Origin of the sequence: Streptoverticillium reticulum (assembly GCF_047456005.1) — a bacterium.
GTDB lineage: Bacteria > Actinomycetota > Actinomycetes > Streptomycetales > Streptomycetaceae > Streptomyces > Streptomyces reticulum.
On sequence record NZ_CP179755.1, the window covers coordinates 466,865 to 485,050 of the forward strand.

General features: G+C 72.6%; 11 protein-coding genes and 2 pseudogenes. 11 read left to right on the plus strand and 2 right to left on the minus strand.

Going from position 1 to position 18,186, the window contains the following annotated elements:
• Window positions 1-90: 90 nt before the first annotated feature.
• Window positions 91-760, plus strand: a pseudogene (locus ACMATS_RS02140) (IS630 family transposase); the annotation flags it as partial.
• A gap of 78 nt (window positions 761-838) precedes the next feature.
• Here the strand turns inward: ACMATS_RS02140 and ACMATS_RS02145 are convergent.
• Window positions 839-1,216 carry a nuclear transport factor 2 family protein gene (locus ACMATS_RS02145; protein ID WP_414166646.1) on the minus strand — a complete coding sequence of 126 codons (378 nt, stop codon included), beginning with the start codon at window positions 1,214-1,216 and terminating at the stop codon, window positions 839-841.
• A gap of 492 nt (window positions 1,217-1,708) precedes the next feature.
• Between ACMATS_RS02145 and rox the strand changes: the two genes are divergently transcribed.
• From rox to ACMATS_RS02185, 8 genes and pseudogenes are all read left to right on the plus strand, one after another.
• Window positions 1,709-3,136 (plus strand): rifampin monooxygenase, encoded by a 1,428-nt coding sequence (gene rox / locus ACMATS_RS02150; RefSeq protein WP_414166647.1) that lies wholly within the window; start codon window positions 1,709-1,711, stop codon window positions 3,134-3,136.
• A 678-nt stretch (window positions 3,137-3,814) separates the two neighbouring features.
• On the plus strand, window positions 3,815-3,979 hold the full coding sequence (locus ACMATS_RS02155) for a hypothetical protein (RefSeq protein WP_414166648.1): 165 nt from the start codon (window positions 3,815-3,817) through the stop codon (window positions 3,977-3,979).
• Window positions 3,980-4,054: 75 nt separating this feature from the next.
• The gene (locus ACMATS_RS02160; RefSeq protein WP_390780551.1) at window positions 4,055-5,023 is read left to right on the plus strand and encodes a hypothetical protein; all 969 of its coding nucleotides are present in this window, start codon (window positions 4,055-4,057) and stop codon (window positions 5,021-5,023) included.
• A 20-nt stretch (window positions 5,024-5,043) separates the two neighbouring features.
• Window positions 5,044-5,751: a hypothetical protein gene (locus ACMATS_RS02165; protein WP_414166649.1), complete on the plus strand. Its 708-nt coding sequence runs from the start codon at window positions 5,044-5,046 to the stop codon at window positions 5,749-5,751.
• Complete coding sequence (locus ACMATS_RS02170; RefSeq protein WP_414166650.1) at window positions 5,732-6,610, plus strand: inositol monophosphatase family protein; 879 nt, start codon at window positions 5,732-5,734, stop codon at window positions 6,608-6,610. Before ACMATS_RS02165 ends, ACMATS_RS02170 begins: the two co-directional genes overlap by 20 nt.
• A 281-nt stretch (window positions 6,611-6,891) precedes the next feature.
• Window positions 6,892-7,365, plus strand: coding sequence for a hypothetical protein (locus tag ACMATS_RS02175; RefSeq protein ID WP_414166651.1), 474 nt, complete (start codon window positions 6,892-6,894; stop codon window positions 7,363-7,365).
• A 158-nt stretch (window positions 7,366-7,523) separates the two neighbouring features.
• Window positions 7,524-8,945: pseudogene (locus tag ACMATS_RS02180) on the plus strand (alkaline phosphatase family protein); the annotation flags it as partial.
• Between the two features lie 261 nt (window positions 8,946-9,206).
• Complete coding sequence (locus ACMATS_RS02185) at window positions 9,207-10,019, plus strand: beta-propeller fold lactonase family protein (protein WP_414170638.1); 813 nt, start codon at window positions 9,207-9,209, stop codon at window positions 10,017-10,019.
• A 179-nt stretch (window positions 10,020-10,198) separates the two neighbouring features.
• On the opposite strand, the gene ACMATS_RS02190 is transcribed toward ACMATS_RS02185, so the two are convergent.
• Entirely contained in the window at window positions 10,199-11,407 is a 1,209-nt protein-coding gene (locus tag ACMATS_RS02190; RefSeq protein WP_414166652.1) for an SLC13 family permease, read from the minus strand.
• A gap of 79 nt (window positions 11,408-11,486) precedes the next feature.
• Between ACMATS_RS02190 and ACMATS_RS02195 the strand changes: the two genes are divergently transcribed.
• Together ACMATS_RS02195 and ACMATS_RS02200 are read left to right on the plus strand one after the other, a co-directional pair.
• Complete coding sequence (locus tag ACMATS_RS02195; RefSeq protein ID WP_414166653.1) at window positions 11,487-17,450, plus strand: TIR domain-containing protein; 5,964 nt, start codon at window positions 11,487-11,489, stop codon at window positions 17,448-17,450.
• Between the two features lie 11 nt (window positions 17,451-17,461).
• The gene (locus ACMATS_RS02200) at window positions 17,462-18,172 is read left to right on the plus strand and encodes a class II aldolase/adducin family protein (protein ID WP_414166654.1); all 711 of its coding nucleotides are present in this window, start codon (window positions 17,462-17,464) and stop codon (window positions 18,170-18,172) included.
• Window positions 18,173-18,186: the final 14 nt, after the last annotated feature.

The following is an 18,186-nucleotide window of genomic DNA, read 5'->3' on the forward strand; positions in this document are numbered from 1 at the left end:
CTAGTAGTGCTGTGACCGCATAGGTTCACCGGGTTGGCGGTCGTGGCGGTTGGATGTGCGGCGACGTCCGATCCGATCGCTGGAGGCCCGGTGGCCGAGCCTGTCCGTGTCAGACTGACCGACCAGGAGGGGCAGAAGCTGCAGCAGATCATGCGCAGGGGCAGCACGAGTTCGGGGCGCTACCGGCGCGCGATGATGCTGCTCGCCTCGGCGGGCGGAACCGGGTGCCGGTGATCGCCCAGCTGGTCCAGGCCGACGAGGACACCGTGCGCGATGTGATCCACCGCTTCAACATCACCTTCCAGCGCACCAAGACCGGGAAGGAGTCGCCCGACCCTGATCGCGACGCCAAGCTCGACCGGATCGAGCAGGTGGGCGAAACAGGGCAAGCCAAACCGGCTGCCAGCGACCTACCGCCGCACTCACGGCGTCACCTGCTTCCACGGCTGCTACTCCGTGGGCGACGGCCGCCTGTGGGGCGTCAACCGGCGTCGCAAGGGCACCGCCAACACCCTGGCAGCCGCGCTCAAATCGATCCGCACCGCCCGACTCGACGGCGCCCCGGTCTCCATCATCCTGGACCACCTCTCCGCCCACACCACCGCAGCCACCCCGCGCAAACCCAGGCACTGCACCGCTACTTGCGCTGGCGCAATACCAACGCCCGTCACCCCGACTACTCACCGCCCAACGCAAGGAACGCGCCCGCGTCCGCAGCGAGAAGGGCATCCGCTGGGGCGGACACCCCCTCAACACCGCCACCCGACCAGCCGCGAACCGCAGCCCCCGAACGCCGAAGGAGGCACGTTCAGGAGAAGGGCAGCGACAGAAGGATGATTCAGGAGGCTGACGGTTTGATCTCCCCCGCAAAGACGATGACCTGGTCGATGAGGCTTCGCCGCAGATGGACGACGTCCGTTCCCGCCAGGCGGGGACCTCCATCCGGCGTGGTGAAGACCCACTGGTACCGGGCCCACTCGTCAGGCATGTCCACCGCCGAGCAGCGCACCATCGTGCCGGTCCCCGCCGGGTGGCGCCGGATGTCCAGCACGAACCGCTCGACCGCCGCGATTCCTTCGCTGCGACCCAACGGCCCCCAGAAGACCACGTCCGAAGTCAGAGCCTGGGAGAGCAGCGCAGTCACATAGCTGTCGTCCGAGGCGTTGAACGCGGAGATGAACGTGTCGATCGCGGAGCGTGCAATCTCTTCCTGCATGCCCCAGTAATACCAGCCGTTTCGCGTGCGCCCGTCCCGCGAGCCGCCTTCCGATCACGGTGAACCATCCCGGTCACAGCACTGGATGAGCGAAGAGGATGCCGGCGGACTTCGGGTCCACGGTGCCCTTCGGGATGTCGGCGTCCGGGGCGGTCGGGGTGCGGATGCCGTATGCGGTCTCGACGTCCCAGACTGCCTGCTCAACGAGCTGTCGATCGCAGGCCGTCGGATGAGGGGCCTCCCAAAGGGAGCTACCCCCATCTGACCTGCATGTTTGCTGGGTGGGTGAAGTGATGAAGTGATGCCGGTCCGGCCGCCCGACCTGCCGCAGAAACGACAAAGGCAAGGAGTACGACCACTCCTTGCCACTCTTAAGATATAGCGCATTGGGGGCCTTGCCACAAGGCCCCGGTCATGACGCAGAATCTCCGGCCGAGGCCAGAAACGCGCAGAGCGGCTGGCCCGCGTTCAACCTGTTCAATGGGGGATTTTGTGATCGACGTCATCGTGGTCGGCAGCGGACCGACCGGCCTCATGCTGGCAAGCGAGTTGCGGCTGCACGGCGTGCACGTGGTCGTGCTGGAGAAGGAGACCGAGCCGACCCCGTTCGTGCGCGCGCTCGGTCTGCACGTGCGCAGCATCGAAGTGATGGACCAGCGCGGGCTGCTGGAGCGGTTCCTCGAGAACGGCCGGCAGTACCCGCTCAACGTGGGCTTCTTCGCAGCCATTCCCAAGCCCGCGCCCGAGCTGGACACCACCCACTCCTACGTCCTGGGCATCCCGCAGCCCGTCACCGACCGCCTGCTGGCCGAGCGGGCCACCGAGCTCGGCGCCGAGATCCGGCGCGGCTGCACGCTGGCCGGGCTGAGCCAGGACGAGGACGGGGTGACCGCCGAGCTGACCGACGGCACGCGGCTGCGCTCGCGCTACCTCGTCGGCTGCGACGGCGGCCGCAGCACGGTGCGCAAGCTGCTCGGTATCGGCTTCCCCGGGGAGCCCACCAGGGTCGAGACGCTGCTGGGCGAGATGGAGGTGGGCGTCTCCCCGGAGACGGTGGCCGAGGTGGTGGCCGAAGTCCGCAAGACGCAGAAGCGGTTCGGCCTCGGGCCCTTCGGGGAGGGGGTGTACCGCGTCGTCGTGCCCGCCGACGGGCTGGCCGAGGACCGCACGGTCCCGCCGACGCTCGACGAGTTCAAGAAGCAGCTGCGGGCGGTCGCCGGCACCGATTTCGGCGTGCATTCGCCGCGCTGGCTGTCCCGGTTCGGCGACGCCACCCGGCAGGCCGAGCGCTACCGCGCCGGCCGGGTGCTGCTGGCCGGTGACGCCGCGCACATCCACCCGCCGACCGGTGGGCAGGGCCTCAACCTCGGCGTCCAGGACGCGTTCAACCTCGGCTGGAAGCTGGCCGCCGAGGTCGACGGCTGGGCCCCGGAGGGGCTGTTGGACACCTACCAGGCAGAACGGCACCCGGTGGCCGCCGACGTGCTGGACAACACCCGCGCGCAGATGCACCTGATGTCCACCGAGCCGGGTGCCCAGGCGGTGCGCCGACTGGTGTCGGAACTGATGGACTTCGAGGAGGTGAACCGTTACCTCACCGAGAAGATCACGGCTCTCGGGGTCCGTTACGACTTCGGCGAGGGTCACGACCTGCTCGGCCGGCGGATAACGGACATGAAGCTGGAGCAGGGGCGCCTCTACGAGCTGATGCACGGCGGCCGAGGGCTGCTGCTCGACCGGACCGGCCGGCTCTCGGTGGAGGGCTGGGCCGACCGCGTCGACCATGTCGTCGACGCCGCCGAGGAACTGGACGTGCCCGCAGTGCTGCTGCGGCCTGACGGCCACGTGGCGTGGGTCGGTGAGGATCAGGAGGATCTGCTCGGCGGGCTGTCCCGGTGGTTCGGGGCTGCCGCCGCCTGAGCGCGCAGCGGGGCAGGCCGTGCGGTGTGCCGTGGCAACGGCAGGCGGCCCGGGGCCGGTGGGACGGGCAGCGGCCTGCCCGCCCGGGCCGTCGGCGCCGGGCCCGCCGTGGCGGCCAACGGGGGCGGCCGCCGGCGTCGGCGCCGCGCCGGTGGTAGAGCGGCCGTTGAGCCGGCGCAGTGTGCTGGCCGGGGCAGTTGCGGCAGGCGCCCTTGCGGCTGTGGCGGCAGCCGCCGGCCCTGCTGTCGCGTCGGATCACATAGGCGGGGCAGCATCATCGGTGGAGTTGCCGCCTCCGTCCGAGGACTGCCTGTTCCTGAATGTCACCGCCCCTCACCAACATGCTCGCCTCCCCGCTCACTCGCGGGATGATCCACCGGGCGGCCTCCTCCAGCGGGGCCGGTTTCGTGGCCACACGGGACCAGAGTCTTTCGCTGTCCCGGCGCCTGTTCCGGGAGCTGGGCGCGTCACCCGACCGGGTCCGCCACGTACCGGCCGCAGACGTCCTGGCCGCCCAGAGCGCATCGCCTCCGGCGCGCGGGGCACAAGGACGGCGGCTGGGCGCGCAAGGACTCCGAGCAGGAGCAGGCCGGGACGTTCCTCGTCGGCGTCCACGGCCGCCTGTTCGCCGTCTACGACGACTACCAGACAGCCGAACCCGCCGACGGATACGCCGCCGTGGGGTGCGGGGGCGAGTTCGCGCTCGGCGCCCTGCACGCCACCGCAGGCCTGGACCTCAAGCCCCGCGAGCGGCTGGCGATGGCGCTCGCGGCCGCAGGCCACCACAGCGCCGGGGTCTCCACGCCGTTCAGCTACGTCACCGCGCGCAAGGGCTCTTCCTGATCCCTCGCATGCCTTGCTCCCTATCCCCTCCCCTCCGCCCCCTCCTACGATGAAGTCCTACCGGGGGAAGGGTTGTTGACGTTGACAGTCGGAAACGGCGGGACCGGTCGGCGGGTCGAGAATGCCGTCGCCTGGACCATCAAGAACCTGGACGCGGTCGTCGCGATGGGCGCGGCCCTGGTCATCGGCCTGATGGAGATCTTCGATCACCATCTCGGGCCGGGCATAGGCTCCGGGGCGACCCTGCTGGTGCTCGGCGCGCTGGTCTACGGGAACCTCGCCGAGCGGCGGCACCGGATGGCCGACATCCGCGAGGCCACGACCGGGGCGCAGCGGGCGATCGAGGACCTGGTCATGGTGAAGTCGCTGTCGGGCGGCGATCTGGAACGGGCGCTGGACCGGGCCCGGCAGACCACCGAGCGCTGGGTGTTCAAGGGCGGGACGGGGACGTACCTGCGGGCGGTGACCCTGCCGGTCTGCGTGCAGCAGGCCCGGATCCACCGCCGCCCCCTGTCCATGAAGATCGACATCGTGAATCCGGCCGACGAGCGGGCGTGCGCGGCGTACGCGCGGTTCCGGCAGACCTTCGCCCACCGGCTGGACTTCCTGCCGTCCGACCCCTGGAGCGTCGACCGGGCCCGGAAGGAGGCCTTCGCCACGGTGCTCGCCGTCTGCTGGTACCGGCAGCGGCTGGACACCCTGGAGGCCGAGGTCTATCTGTCCTCGGGCGTTCCGACGCTGCGGTTCGATCTGTCCGACTCGTGCCTCATCATCACGCAGGACGATCCGAGACGGGCCAATCTGCTGGTGGAGCGCGACCGGCCACTGTACGACTACTACGTCACCGAGCTCCACCAGAGCCGGGAGCAGGCGGCCACCGTCGATCTGCGCCACGCCGAGCCGCTGAGCGAGGAGCCCACCGTCGACGAGGCCCACCGGCTCTTCGAGAGCATCGGACTGGCCCTGCCCACGGCCTTCTCCGACCCGGACGTGGGCGAGATCATCGACAAGGCGCTGCATGCGGAGAACCCCTACCGGAGGTGACCTGCGCAGCGGGAGGCGCCGTGGACGACCGATCAGTGGACCACCGGCTCTTCGAGCAGGCAGCGGACGGCCGCTGCGGTACGGGACCGCTGCTCCGGGCCGCCCGTTCCGTGCTCGGTGACATCGCCGCCGGGCGGCGGGAGATGCGCGCCGTCCGGCATCCCCTGGGCTTCCTCTGCTTTCCCGTGGAGCGCGAGGGCGGCTGCGGCGTCTGCATCCACGTCTTCGGGGCCGACGCGCACGAGACGTATGGGATGCAGGGGATGCAGGGGACGGCATCCGCGCTGACCACGTCGCAGGTGCATGCCCACAGCTGGGACCTGACCAGTTGTGTGCTGTACGGGCAAGTGGTCAATGTTCCGGTGCGGGTGACGGGTCATCAGGAGCGGCCCACGCACCGCGTCTTCGAGATCGTCAGCGATCCCGCGGGAGTCGACGAACTCCGGCCGACGCCCCGCCTGGTGGCGTACGAGCCGGGCGTGGCGCAGACCAGTGGCGCCGGAGAGGTCTACACCCTTCCCGCCGGGGAGTTCCACACCACCCTCGTGTCCGGCCGGAGCGCCGCGACCGTGCTGCTGGGCTGCTCCCGGCCGGGCGGCCGTGACCTCTCCCTCGGGCCGTTGCATGGTGCGGGGCACCGGGTGGTACGACAGCAGTGCGACGCCGAGCAGTCCGCCCGCACCGCGGGCTCCGTCCTCAGGAGGATCCATGCTCCTCACCGCCGATGACGCGCAGGACCTGCCACTGCCTGCATCCCGCTTCGCCGCCGAGCACCGGCTGGCGGTGGGCGCCGCGCGCGAGGCCGGCGCGCTGCTGCGCGCGCACCTCCGGGGCGAGGCCTCCGAGCAGTACGCGGTCAGGTCCAAGGGGTCTCTCGGGGACGTCGTCACCGATCTGGACACCATGGCCGAGGACGTCATCGTGCAGCGGATCCGGGCGGGTTTCCCGCACGACCGGATCCTCGCCGAGGAGGCCGGGGAGCTGGCCGGCGCCGCCGCCAACGGCCGTACGTGGCTGGTGGATCCGCTGGACGGCACCAACAACGTGGCCATCGGGCTGACCGCCTGCGTCGTCGGCATCGCCCTGTGCGCGGGCGATGTGCCCGTCGTCGGCGTGGTGCACGATCCGGTCACCGGCAGGACGTGGTCCGCGCTGCACGGCTGCGGGGCCCGGGGGCCGCACGGCCCCCTGCGGGTCGCCTCCCGCACGCCCTCGCCCGCCGGGCCCCTGCTGGGCTGGACCCAGGGGTACGGGGTGGCCCGCGACGACCCCCGGGCGCGCGCGCTCAAAACAGGCCTCGAACGCAACTCCCGGCGGCTGCTGCAGCTGTGGGCCCCTTTGCTGACGTGGTCCATGCTGGCCCGCGGCGACATCGACGGGTTCGTCGGCTACCGCGCGGAGGCCGTCGACCTGCCGGCCGGGGCGCTGCTCGCCATGGAGGCGGGGGTGGAGATCCGCACCCTGGACGGGGGGCCGTTCCGCGGCGGTGCCATCGGCCCGGACACCGACCGCAGCTTCGTCGCCGGGCGGCCGGAGGACATGCCGCACCTGCTCGGCCTGGTCAACTGCTGCCGGATGAAGTCCTGACGAACACGCGGGAACGCTGCGTGGTGATCACTGTGTGGTGATCACGTGTGGCGATCACTGAAGGAGCGATACGAAAGTTGAAGCCTCCCCACCCTTGGGCCGTCCTCCACGGAGGGAAGGATGCGACCGGAGGGGGAGCAGGAGACCGGCCAACAGGACGATCACTCGCCGTGATGACCCCGGGTACGGTGACACGGAGAGTGAAGAAGCCGCCTGCGGCACCGCAGACAGCACCACGCGGCACGGTTGAGCGTTCAGCACAGAAACAGGCCGAGGTCACCATGGCATCCCCGCACCAGTCATCTCGCCGCACCCGGGGCGGCACCTTTTTCGTGATCGCCTTCGTGGCGATCGTCACCCTCATAGCCGGCGGGTTGCTCTGGGGCAAGAGCAACATCACCAAGATCAAGGAGTGGCGGGGCGGGAACGCCTGGGACCTCACCTACGAGGCCGCTTCCACCGGCGGCGAACCGCAGGCCACTGCCCTCGGCTACCGGCACAACCCCGACAGGACCAAGCCCGGGCACAAGATCGAACGGCTGGGAACGACCTCACTCCCCTGGAGCACGCAGGTCACCGTCATCACCGGCGAAGAGGCCCGTGTCGAGATCACCCCGACCGGGGACGCGACCGCCTCCTGCCGCATCCTGCTGGACGGAATCCGCGTCGTCGCCGAGGGGAAGTCCCCCGGCCCCGGAAAGCCCGCCGTCTGCCACGTGACCACCAGCAGCACTCCGGAGAAGTGGCCCCGCTGACGCAAGCTCTCCGCCCGGCGCTGCACACCATGCACGCTGCTGCATCCACCACAAGTCGCCCTGAGCCACAGGCCTATGGGACGCGTGTGCCCTCTTGTGCCTGAGAGCTGCGTGGTGTGTGCTGGCGCGCGTTCCCGATCCCGGCACCGAGGTGGACCATGACCGAGCTCTCCCGTCGTCGGCTGCTCACATCGACACTGGGCGGCGGCGGCCTCGCCGCCGCACTCGCCCTGCTCCCGCCCAATCTGAGACGTGCCATGGCGGACGCGCCCAGACGGCTGGAGAAGCTGGACGACATCGAGCACGTCGTGATCCTGATGCAGGAGAACCGGTCGTTCGACCACTACTTCGGCACGATGCGCGGGGTCCGGGGCTTCGACGACCCGCACGCCGTGACCCTGCCCGGCGGGCGCTCCGTCTTCTACCAGCCGGACCCGGCCAACCCCGACGGCTACCTGCTGCCCTTCCACCTCGACACCCTCAACACCAGCTCGCAGGCCATCCCCTCGACGAGCCACGCGTGGACGGTGCAGCACAGCGCGGTCAACGGCGGCCGCATGGACAACTGGCTCCCCGCGCACCGCAAGGCCGACGGCGAACACAACGGCCCGTACACCATGGGCTATTACCGGCGCGAGGACATCCCGTTCCACTTCGCGCTGGCCGAGTCCTTCACCCTCTGCGACGCCTACCACTGTTCGGTCCTCGGCCCGACCTGGCCCAACCGGCTCTACCACTGGACGGGCACGATCGACCCGAACGGGCGGCACGGCGGGCCCGTCATCAGCAACTCGATCCCGTCGCCCTTCCGCTGGACGACCTACCCCGAGCGGCTGACCAAGGCGGGCGTGTCCTGGCACGTCTACCAGGAGGAGGACGACTACGGCTGCAACCCCCTGGAGTTCTTCCAGGCCTTCCAGGACGCCCGGCCCGGGGATCCGCTCTACGAGCACGGCCTGACCATCGGCCCGGCCGGTGCGTTCGAACGCGATGCACGGGCCGGGCAGCTGCCCACCGTGTCCTGGATCATCCCCACGTCCCCTCAGTGCGAGCACCCGGACTACCTCCCCGCAGCCGGTGCCGACTACCTCGCCGGGCTGCTGGACGCCGTCGCCGCGAACCCGGACGTCTGGCGCAAGACCGTGTTCATCATCAACTACGACGAGAACGACGGCCTGTTCGACCACGTGGTCCCGCCGCTGCCGCCGCAGGGCACGCCGGACGAGTTCGTCGGCGGACAGCCCATCGGGGGCGGCATCCGGGTGCCGTGCATCATCGTCTCGCCGTGGACCCAGGGCGGATTCGTGGCGAGCGAGCCCTTCGACCACACCTCCGTCCTGCGCTTCCTGGAGCGCCTCACCGGAGTACGCGAGCCGAACATCAGCGACTGGAGACGCCGGACCTTCGGCGACCTCACCTCCGCACTCGGCCTGCCCGGCGACCGCGCCTTCCCGCCCCTGCCGCCGACCAGGGACCGGTTCTGGGACGCGGAGTACAACGTCGCCACGCTGCCCCCGGCGACCATCCCGGGCGAGGACCAGAGCCCGCCGCACCAGGAGGAACCGGACGCACGTACGAGATCCACACCTGCTCCGGCACCGCACAGCAGAACGAAGAGCCTCATCGGCGCCGTCCCCCGGTACACCAAGAGCCGCATCGTCGAGAACGCCACCACGCACAGGGGCGACTTCCCGCACGGCACCGCGGGAACCGATTTCCCCGGCACCCAGGACGCGGCGCCCAGGAACGCCCCGCGCACGGGCCCGCACGTCTACACGGCATGCATCGTCAGCAACACCATCTCCGTCGTCGACCCGGCGAGCCACAAACTCGTCGCCAGCATCTACGCCGGCACCAACCCCTTCGGCGCGGCCAGGACCCCCGACGGCAGCAAGGTCTACATCAGCAACTCCGGCGCCGGCAACGTCTCCGTCCTGGACACCGCGAAGGGCCGCATCGTCACCACCGTCTCCGTCGGCCTCTTCCCGCACGGGGTGGCGGTCTCCCCGGACGGCGCGTACCTCTACGTCGCCGCCACCGGCCCGGCCACCGGAACCGACGGATCGCGCTCCCTCTCGGTCGTCGACACCGGCTCCGACAAACTCAGCGACACCTGGGAGACCGGTCTCGCACCGCGCTGCGTGGCCCCCGGCCCGGACGGGCGGACGCTCTACGTGACCTGCTCCGACGGCCTGTCCGTGATGGACGCCGAACAGGGCGAGGTCCGGCACACGTTGACCGACCAGGCACAGGCCAACGGCGTGGCCGTGCACCCGGACGGGCAGCACGTCTACGTCGTCAACACCCTCCAGAACACCCTGTCGGTCGTCGACGCCGCAGGCCTGCGGACCGGCGAACGCATCCGCGTCGGCAAGGCCCCCTGGCAGGTCGCCGTGAGCCCGGACGGCTCGCGCGTCTACGTCACGGGCGCCAACGACGACACCGTGACCGTGCTCGACGCCCGCACCCACCGGCTGATCGCCACGGTGCGCGTGGCCCACGTCCCGACGGGCATCACGGCCGTCGGCGACACGGTCTGGGTGTCCACGAACGCTTCCAGCACGGTCGACGCCATCGACGCGAGGACGCTGAAGGTCGTCGGCAGCGCTCCCCTGGGGCTGGCCGCCTCCCCGAGCGGACTGGTGGTCGCCTGACCAGGCGCCCCGTAGGGGCGCGGGGCTGTTGACATATGCGGCTCCGCCGCGTGGCGCGACCAGCCACCGACGGCCCGCAGCCGACGCACCGCCTCCAGGGGTCCGGGGCGAAGCCCCGAGATCCTCGACTGCGGGCGCGTCGTGGCCGATCGCGCAGTTCCCCGCGCCCCTTCGGGGCGCTATCGCACCACCGCCAGCGCCACCGTGCCCGCCAGCACCGCCCCCACCCCGAGCACCGCACCCGTGCCCATGAACCGTCCCAGCGGCACCTCCACCCCCTGGGCCCGGCAGCGCTCGAACCACAGCAGGGCGGCCAGCGACGCCCACGGGGTGATCACCGGGCCCGCGTTGGTGCCGATCAGCAGCGCCAACAGCTGGTCGTGGTTGGCCACCGGGACGGCGGACTCGCCGGCCAGGTAGACGGGCAGGTTGTTCAGTGCGTTGGACATGCCTCCGCCGACCGCCCCGGCCCGGAACATGCCGAACAGCCCGCCGTCGGAACCCACCGCCGCGGACAGCACGTGGTGCAGTCCGTGGACGTCGAGCGTCTCCACGACCAGGAACAGCCCCGGAACGAGGACCAGCAGCCGCCACGGAACCAGGGACAGGCGCAGCGCCGCGCGCTGCCGCACCGCGTACACCGCGACCACGACCGCGGCGGCCGAGGCGGACGCCGCCCACAGCGGGACGACGTCGAGCAGGAGCACCAGCAGGAAAGCGGCGCAGGCCGCCCCGCACACCCGGAACACCACCCGGTCGGCGGGCCGGTACGGCTCCGGCGGCACGTAGATCTGCGCCCCCCGTCTGCCGGGCCGCCAGTAGAACAGCCACAGGCAGCCCATGGTCACGGCGATCACGGCGAGTTGGGGTGCCCACATCCGGGCGGCCAGGCCCAGGGGGGTGAGCGCCACCCGGTCCGCGGCCAGCAGATTGGTCAGGTTGGACACGGGCAGCAGCAGGCTCGCGGTGTTCGCCAGCCACACCGTGGTCATGGCCAGCGGCACCGCCGCGATCCCCACCCGCGAGGCCAGCGCCAGCATGACCGGGGTCAGCAGCACCGCCGTCGTGTCCAGGTTGAGCGTCATCGTGGTCACCGAGGCGAACACCACGCACAGCACGAACAGCACGCCGTAGCTGCCCCGGCCCGCGCGGGCCACGCCCGTCGCCACCACGTCGAACACACCGGCGCGCCCGGCCAGTTCGGCCAGGACGATCACGGTGCCGAGAAATGCCAGCAACGGGGCTATTCGCTCCATCGCGTCCCGCGCGTGCTCCGTGGGCAGCGCGCCCCCGGCGAGGCACAGCAGACCGCAGAGCAGGATTCCCCCGGCCAGCCAGTCCAGCCTGTGGAGACGCTTCAGGGCGGCCAGGGCCCGAACAACATACATGGTCAGAGCATCGCACGGGTGTCGCACGGGCATCGCGCGATCCAGTGACCGACGACTTCACGACCCGTACCATGGAGACATGGCCCAGGGGCGTGAACAGGCGGCACAACAAGGGTTGTTGGACTTCTTCATCAGCTACTCCCCGGCCGACGAGCGCTGGGCGACGTGGATCGCCTGGACCCTGGAGGAGGCCGGCTACCGCACCGTCGTCCAGGCCTGGGACTTCGTACCCGGAACCAATTTCGTCGACTTCATGGACCGCGGCGTGAGCCAGTCCGCGGCCGTGATCGCCGTGCTCTCCCACCACTACGAGAACTCCCGTTACGGCCGCATGGAGTGGCAGGCCGCCCTGCGGGCCGATCCGGACGCCCCCGACCGCAGGCTGATCACGGTCCGCGTCGAGGACATCCCCGTCGAAGGCCTGCTGGCCACCATCACCTATGTCGACCTGGTCGGCGTCCAGGAGGGTGCGGCCGCCCGCGACCTGCTGATGACCCGGGTCGGCCAGGCGCTCGCCGGACGGGCGCGCCCGGACCGGCACCCCGGTTTCCCCGGCGGCCCGGCCGAGCCGCCCGCCCCGGCACCGGCCCCGCACCCCTCGTCCGGTCCGCAGCCCGGCGGCCCGGGCTGGCCGGGGCGGCGCCGTCCCGCCGCACCGCCCGGCTACCCCCTGGCGGCCGACGGCGGCCACGCCCGCCAGGCCGTCTCCGTCCTGCACCTCGCCGGGCCCGGCTTCGGCCGGGGCGCCGACCCCGCCGCACTGCAGGCCGCGGTCTGGGGCGACCTCGTCGAACTCACCGACGCGGGGGCGCCCGCGCCCGACCTGCTCGTCGTCACCGGGGACCTGACCGCCTCCGGCGGCCCCCGCGAGTGCGACCAGGCGCTGACCTTCCTCACCGGGCTGCGCGCCCGCCTCGGCCTGGCCGCCGACCGGCTCGTGGTGGTGCCCGGCGAGCAGGACGTCAACCTGGCCGCCTGCCGCGCCTACTTCAGCACCTGCGAGGCCGACGAACTGCAGCCCAGACCGCCCTACTGGCCGAAGTGGCGGCACTACGCACGCCTGTTCCAGGAGCTCTACCAGGGCCTGGACGCCGTCTTCGACGCCGACCAGCCCTGGAGCCTGTTCCCCGTACCGGCCCTGCGCACCGTCGTCGCGGGCCTCAACTCCTCGATGGCGCACAGCCACCGGCCGGACGACCAGTACCCGTGGCTCGGCCCCGAGCAGGCGGCCTGGTTCGCGCAGGCCCTGCGCCGCTACGAGCAGGACGGCTGGCTGCGGCTGGGCGCGCTGCGCCATCCGCCGGAAACCCACGGGCGGTTGGACGCCGGACGGGGCGCCGCCGCGTCCCCCGGCGGCCCGGAGCACGGCCGGACCGGCGAGCGGGGGCGCCGCCAGAGTGCGGCCGTGCTGCGCGACACCGACGCCCTCGCACGCCTCGTCGCCCCGCGCCTCCATGTGCTGCTGCACGGCCCCCACGGCACCCCGCGGACCGCGTCGGGCTCGCCCACCGCCGCCGCGCTGCCGCTGGCAGCGGGCGAGCTGCCGGTCCTCGGCACCTCCGCCCCGGGCCGGTACCAGCTGCTCCGCATCACCTCCGAGGGGCTCACCCGCTGGCCCGGCCGGCCGCCCTGGCAGTGGGAGACCTCGTGGCGCGGCGCCGGGCACGTCTTCGGGCCGCCGCGCCCGTCGCCCCTCTCCGCCGCCGAGGAGCCGGAGCCGTCGGCTGACCTCGACCCCGCGCTGCCTGCCGAGGGCGAGGACACGGAGCCCGAGAGCCGTGCCGTGCAGAGCCCCCTGGACGCCCTCGTCGCACGGGTCTCCGAGGTCTGCCGCGTCCGCTACGAGGGCGTCCACCTCCGGCTCATCCCCGGCGACGCGCCCGGGCTGCTGGCCACCTGGACCGAGGCGGGCTTCGTCCGGCAGCAGCGCATCGCCGTCCGCACCGGCGCCCTCGGCCCCGAGGAGGCGCAGCAACTCGTCGACACGCTCCGCGCGTCGGGCACCGACACCGACGCCGTCCTCGTCCACGAGGGCCCGCCGCTGCCCTCTACGGTGCGCGAACTGGCCCGTCGCCGCGGCGTCCTCGTTCGCAGCTTCACCGAGTTCCAGGGCCTGCTGGACCTCCGCGACCACGTGGCGGCGCAGACCGAGCGGATCGGCGCCGACCCGCAGTACCCGCCCGGCCTCTACCTGCCCCAGCGCTACCGGGAGATCGAGCGGCCGGGAGCCGTGGAGCGGGACGCGGTCGTGGACGACCTGCTGCAGCTGCTGGAGGCCGAGCACGGGCGCTTCATCCTGCTGCTCGGCGAGTTCGGCCACGGCAAGACGTTCGCCCTGCGGGAGCTGGCCCGCCGTCTTCCGGCGGAACTGCCGCACCTGACCCCGCTGTTCATCGAGCTGAACACCCTGGACAAGGCGCACTCGCTCGACGGGCTCGTCGCCGCCCACCTGGCCACGCACGGCGTGGACAGCATCGACCTGCGCGCCTTCCGCTACATGCTGCGGCAGGGCCGGATCGTCCTGCTCTTCGACGGGTTCGACGAGCTGGTCCGGCACGTCAGCTACGACCGGGCCGCCGATCATCTCCAGGTGCTCCTCGACGCGGCCGTCGACAACGCCAAGATCGTGGTCACCAGCCGGACCCAGCACTTCAGGTCGCAGGCACAGGTGCTGACCGCGCTCGGCGAGCGCGTCGGGCTGCTGCCGCAGCGCCGGCTGCTGGCGCTCCAGGAGTTCAGCCCCGAGCAGATCCGCGCCTACCTGGCCGCCCGCTACGGCGACGACGTGGCCGCCGACCGGCGCGTGCGGCTCCTGGAGGCCGTTCCCGACCTGCTCACGATGTGCCGCAACCCGCGGCTGCTCAGCTTCGTCGCGGGCCTCGACCACGAGCGGCTGCGGACCGTGACCGGTGCCGGGCGCGCCCTGAGTCCCGCCGGGCTGTACGAGGAGGTCTTCACCGCGTGGCTGGAGTTCGAAGAGCGGCGCGGCCGCGGCGGCCGGGGCGGCCCTCCCGGGCTCAGCCTGGACCAGCTGTGGCGTGCCGTGACGACGCTGGCCCTGCGGCTGTGGGAGAGCGGCGAGAGCGGCCTGCGCATGGACGAGCTGACCGATGTGGCCACCGCGCTCACCGAACTGGCCGACAGCAGGCTGTCGGTGCCGCAGGCGGCGCACGCGGTCGGCGCCGGAAGCCTCCTCGTGCGTACCGACGAGGGGCAGTTCCGCTTCATCCACGGCTCGGTCGTCGAGTGGCTGGTGGCGCGCGAGGTGGCGGCCGGCCTGGGCGGGACGGACGAGGGCGCCCTGGGACTGCTGACCCGCCGCCCGCTGAGCCAGCTGGCCGTCGAGTTCCTGTGCGACATCGCCGACCACCGCACCGTCCGCGAGTGGGCCGAACGCACCCTGGTCGACTGGCCGGACGCCGGCGGCGAGGCGCAGGGCACCGCCAGGGCCAACGCGATCAAGGTCCTCAGCAGACTCCGCGTCCCCGCCCACGCGGACCTGCGCGGCGCCCTGCTGGCCGGGGAGGACCTCTCCTACCGCGACTTCTCCGGCGTCGACCTCACCGGTGCCGACCTCACCGGGGCGAGCCTGATCGGCGCGGGCCTGTCCCGCGCCGTGCTGCGCGGTGCCCGGCTCGCGGGCGCCCGGCTCGCCGACGCCGACCTGACCGGCGCGGACCTGCGCGACGCCGACCTGCGCGGCGCGCGGCTGATGCGGACCACGCTGCACGGGGTCCGGGTGGCCGGGAGCCGCTGGTACCAGTCGGCGCTCATCAACACCGCGGCCGACCGGGAGCTGCTGGACAGCCCCGAGCTGCGGTTCGCCTCCGTCGCGCCCGGGCTGCCCGCCGAACCCGGCCTGCGGCCCTCGGCGGTCGGGGTGCCGTACGGCTACGGCATGCGCACGGGCCGGCTGCCCGAGCCCGTCGCGTTCAGCCCCGGCGGCGAACTCCTCGCCCTGGGCAGCGACGACGGCGGGGTCCTGGTGTGCGACGCGGCGACCGGCACCGCACTGCGCACCCTCCAGGGCCACACCGACCGGGTCTACGCCGTGAAGTTCCGCGGGCAGGTGCTGGCCACCGGCGGGGCGGACGGCGTCGTACGGCTGTGGGACCCGGTCTCCGGGGCCTGCCGCCACGAACTGGACGTACACCGCGACGGGGTGTGGCCCGTCTCCCTCGACCGGTCCGGCACCCGGCTGGCGACCGGCGACGCGGAAGGCACCGTCACCCTCTGGGACACCACCACGGGAGCCGTCGCCCACCGGCTCCCGGGCCACCGGGCGCCCGTCTACACCTCCGTCTTCAGCCCCGACGGCACCCTGCTCGTCACCGGCGACGCCGACGCGGCGGTACGCGTGTGGGACACCGCGACCGGCCACCTGCTGGGCGAACTGAAAGGCCACCGCGGGGCCGTCTACCGCGCCGCCTTCAGCCCGGACGCGACGCTGCTGGCCACCGGCGACCGGGGCGGCGACGGCCGCCCGGGCACCGTGCGCGTCTGGGACGTCGCGGACCGGCAGCTGCTCCACCACCTCACGGGCCACACCGGCCGCGTCTACACCCTCGCCTTCCACCCGGGCGGCCGGCTGCTGGCCAGCGGCGACACCGACGGCCAGGTGCGGCTGTGGGACCCGGTGGCCGGCACCGCCGTCGGCGATCCCGTCAAGAACCGGGGCGGCGCCGTCTATCAGGTCGTCTTCGACCCCGCGGGCGCCCTCCTCGCCGCGGGCGACAGCGACGGCGAGGTCTGCCTCTGGCAGGTCGCACTCGACGCCGACGCCTGGTCGGTCACCCCGCTGCGCCGGCAGCCCGACGAGCACCAAGGGTCGGTCTGGGCCTGCCTGTTCCGCCCCGGGGGCGGCGCCCCGGACGGCAGCCCGCTGCTGGTGTCCGTGGGCAACGAGGGCGTGGTGCGCATGTGGGACGCCTCCACCGGACAGGGCCGGCGCATCCTGCGCGGCCACGGACGGAAGGTGACGGGGCTGGCCTTCAGCGCCACGGGCCACCACCTGGCCGCCTGCGGCAACGACGGCGTCGTACGGCTGTGGGACACCGCGACCGGGTGCCGGGTGCGGGAACTGACCGGCCGGAACGACCGTTTGGTCTCGGCCGTCTTCCACCCCCGCGGCTCCGTGCTCGCCACCGCCAGCAGCGACGGCGACGTCTACCTGTGGAACGCCGCCACCGGCGAGTACGAGCGCGAACTCGACGCCGAGACCGACCACGTGTGGGCCGAGGCCTTCAGCGGCGACGGCGAGCTCCTCGCCACCGCCAACGACGACGACACCGTCCGGCTGTGGTACCGCAGCACGGGCACCCTGGTGACCAACCTCGCCCAGCACCGGGGCCGGGTCCGGTCGATCGCGTTCCGCAAGGACGGCTCGGGCCTGGCCACCGGCTGCGACGACCGGTACGTACGCCTGTGGGACTTCACCGCCGGCCGCCTCGTGGCCGAACTCGCCGGGCACAGCGACCGCGTGTACGCGGTGGTATACGGCCCCGGCGACGCGTGGCTGGCGAGCGCGTCCTGGGACGGCCAGGCCATCGTCTGGCGCGAGGGCACCGTCGTCCACCGGCTGCGCGGCCACGCCGGCCGGCTGTGGACCGCCGCGGCCCACCCCACCCGCCCGCTCCTGGCGACCGGGGGCGACGACCGCGTCGTGCGCCTGTGGAACCCCCTGACCGGCACGGACGCCGGCCGCCTCACCGGCCACACCGGCCGGATCCTCGCCCTCGCCTTCAGCCCCGACGGCTCCCTGCTCGCCAGCGGGGGCGCGGACGGCACGGTCCGGCTCTGGGCGGTGCCGGAGGACGGCACCCCGTCGGCACGGGCCACGCTGATCGGCGTGGAGAGCGGCTGGGCGGCCCTGACACCGTCCGGCGGCTACAAGTTCGACGGCGACATGGCGGGAGAGTTCTGGCACGTGGTGGGCATGTGCCGCTTCGAACCCGGCGAGTTGGACGACCACGTGCCGGGTGTGCGGCGGCTGGGCGTGGACGACGTGATCCCGGAGTGGTCGGATGGGAGACCTCGGCATTGACAGGAGGCCCCATGGACAACACCGCTCACCCTCTCGCCGAACTCACGGCCCTCGGCAGCCGGGCGCTGGCGGCGGCCGGCCACGGCGACATGGTCTGGGGGCACTTGGCGCTGCGCGACGACGAGGGCCGCGGGGTGTGGATGAAGGCGCCCGGCTGGGGGCTGGAGGAGATCCGGCACGACCGGGTGCAACTGGTCTCCTGGGAGGGCGACGTGCTCGTCGGTGCGGGTGCGCCGCACAAGGAGTATCCGATCCACACCGAGATCATGCGGGCCCGCCCCGAGGTCGGGGCGACCGTGCACACCCACGCGGCCGCCGTGAACGCCTTCAGCGCCCTGGACGTGCCGCTCCGGCCGATCAGTCACGACGCCGTGCTCTTCGCCGAGCACGGGCTGCCGCGGTTCACGGCGACCGCCAGCCTGGTCGACTCCCCCGGCCTCGGCCGGTCGCTGGCCCGCGACCTGGGCGCCGCGCGGGCGTGCCTGATGCCGCAGCACGGCCTGGTGGCGGCCGGCCCGGACGTCGCGCACGCGGTGATGACGGCGGTCCTGCTGCACCGTGCCTGCGCGCTGCACCTCACCGCGCTGGCCGCCGGTGAGATCCGGGACTTCACGGGCCATGAGGAGAGCGTGGAGAAGGCCTCCACGGTCTGGGCGGCCCGGCAGATCGAGGCGGGCTGGCGCTACTGGGCGCGGCAGGCCGGCGACGGACCGGGGGTCTGACGCCCGGTCCGTGG

Coding starts and splice junctions, on each gene's coding strand:
- ACMATS_RS02195 (WP_414166653.1), top strand. CDS start 11,487: ATGGCCCAGGGGCGTGAACAGGCGGCACAACAAGGGTTGTTGGACTTC.
- ACMATS_RS02200 (WP_414166654.1), top strand. CDS start 17,462: ATGGACAACACCGCTCACCCTCTCGCCGAACTCACGGCCCTCGGCAGC.
- ACMATS_RS02145 (WP_414166646.1), bottom strand. CDS start 1,216: ATGCAGGAAGAGATTGCACGCTCCGCGATCGACACGTTCATCTCCGCG.
- ACMATS_RS02170 (WP_414166650.1), top strand. CDS start 5,732: ATGCTCCTCACCGCCGATGACGCGCAGGACCTGCCACTGCCTGCATCC.
- ACMATS_RS02190 (WP_414166652.1), bottom strand. CDS start 11,407: ATGTATGTTGTTCGGGCCCTGGCCGCCCTGAAGCGTCTCCACAGGCTG.
- ACMATS_RS02175 (WP_414166651.1), top strand. CDS start 6,892: ATGGCATCCCCGCACCAGTCATCTCGCCGCACCCGGGGCGGCACCTTT.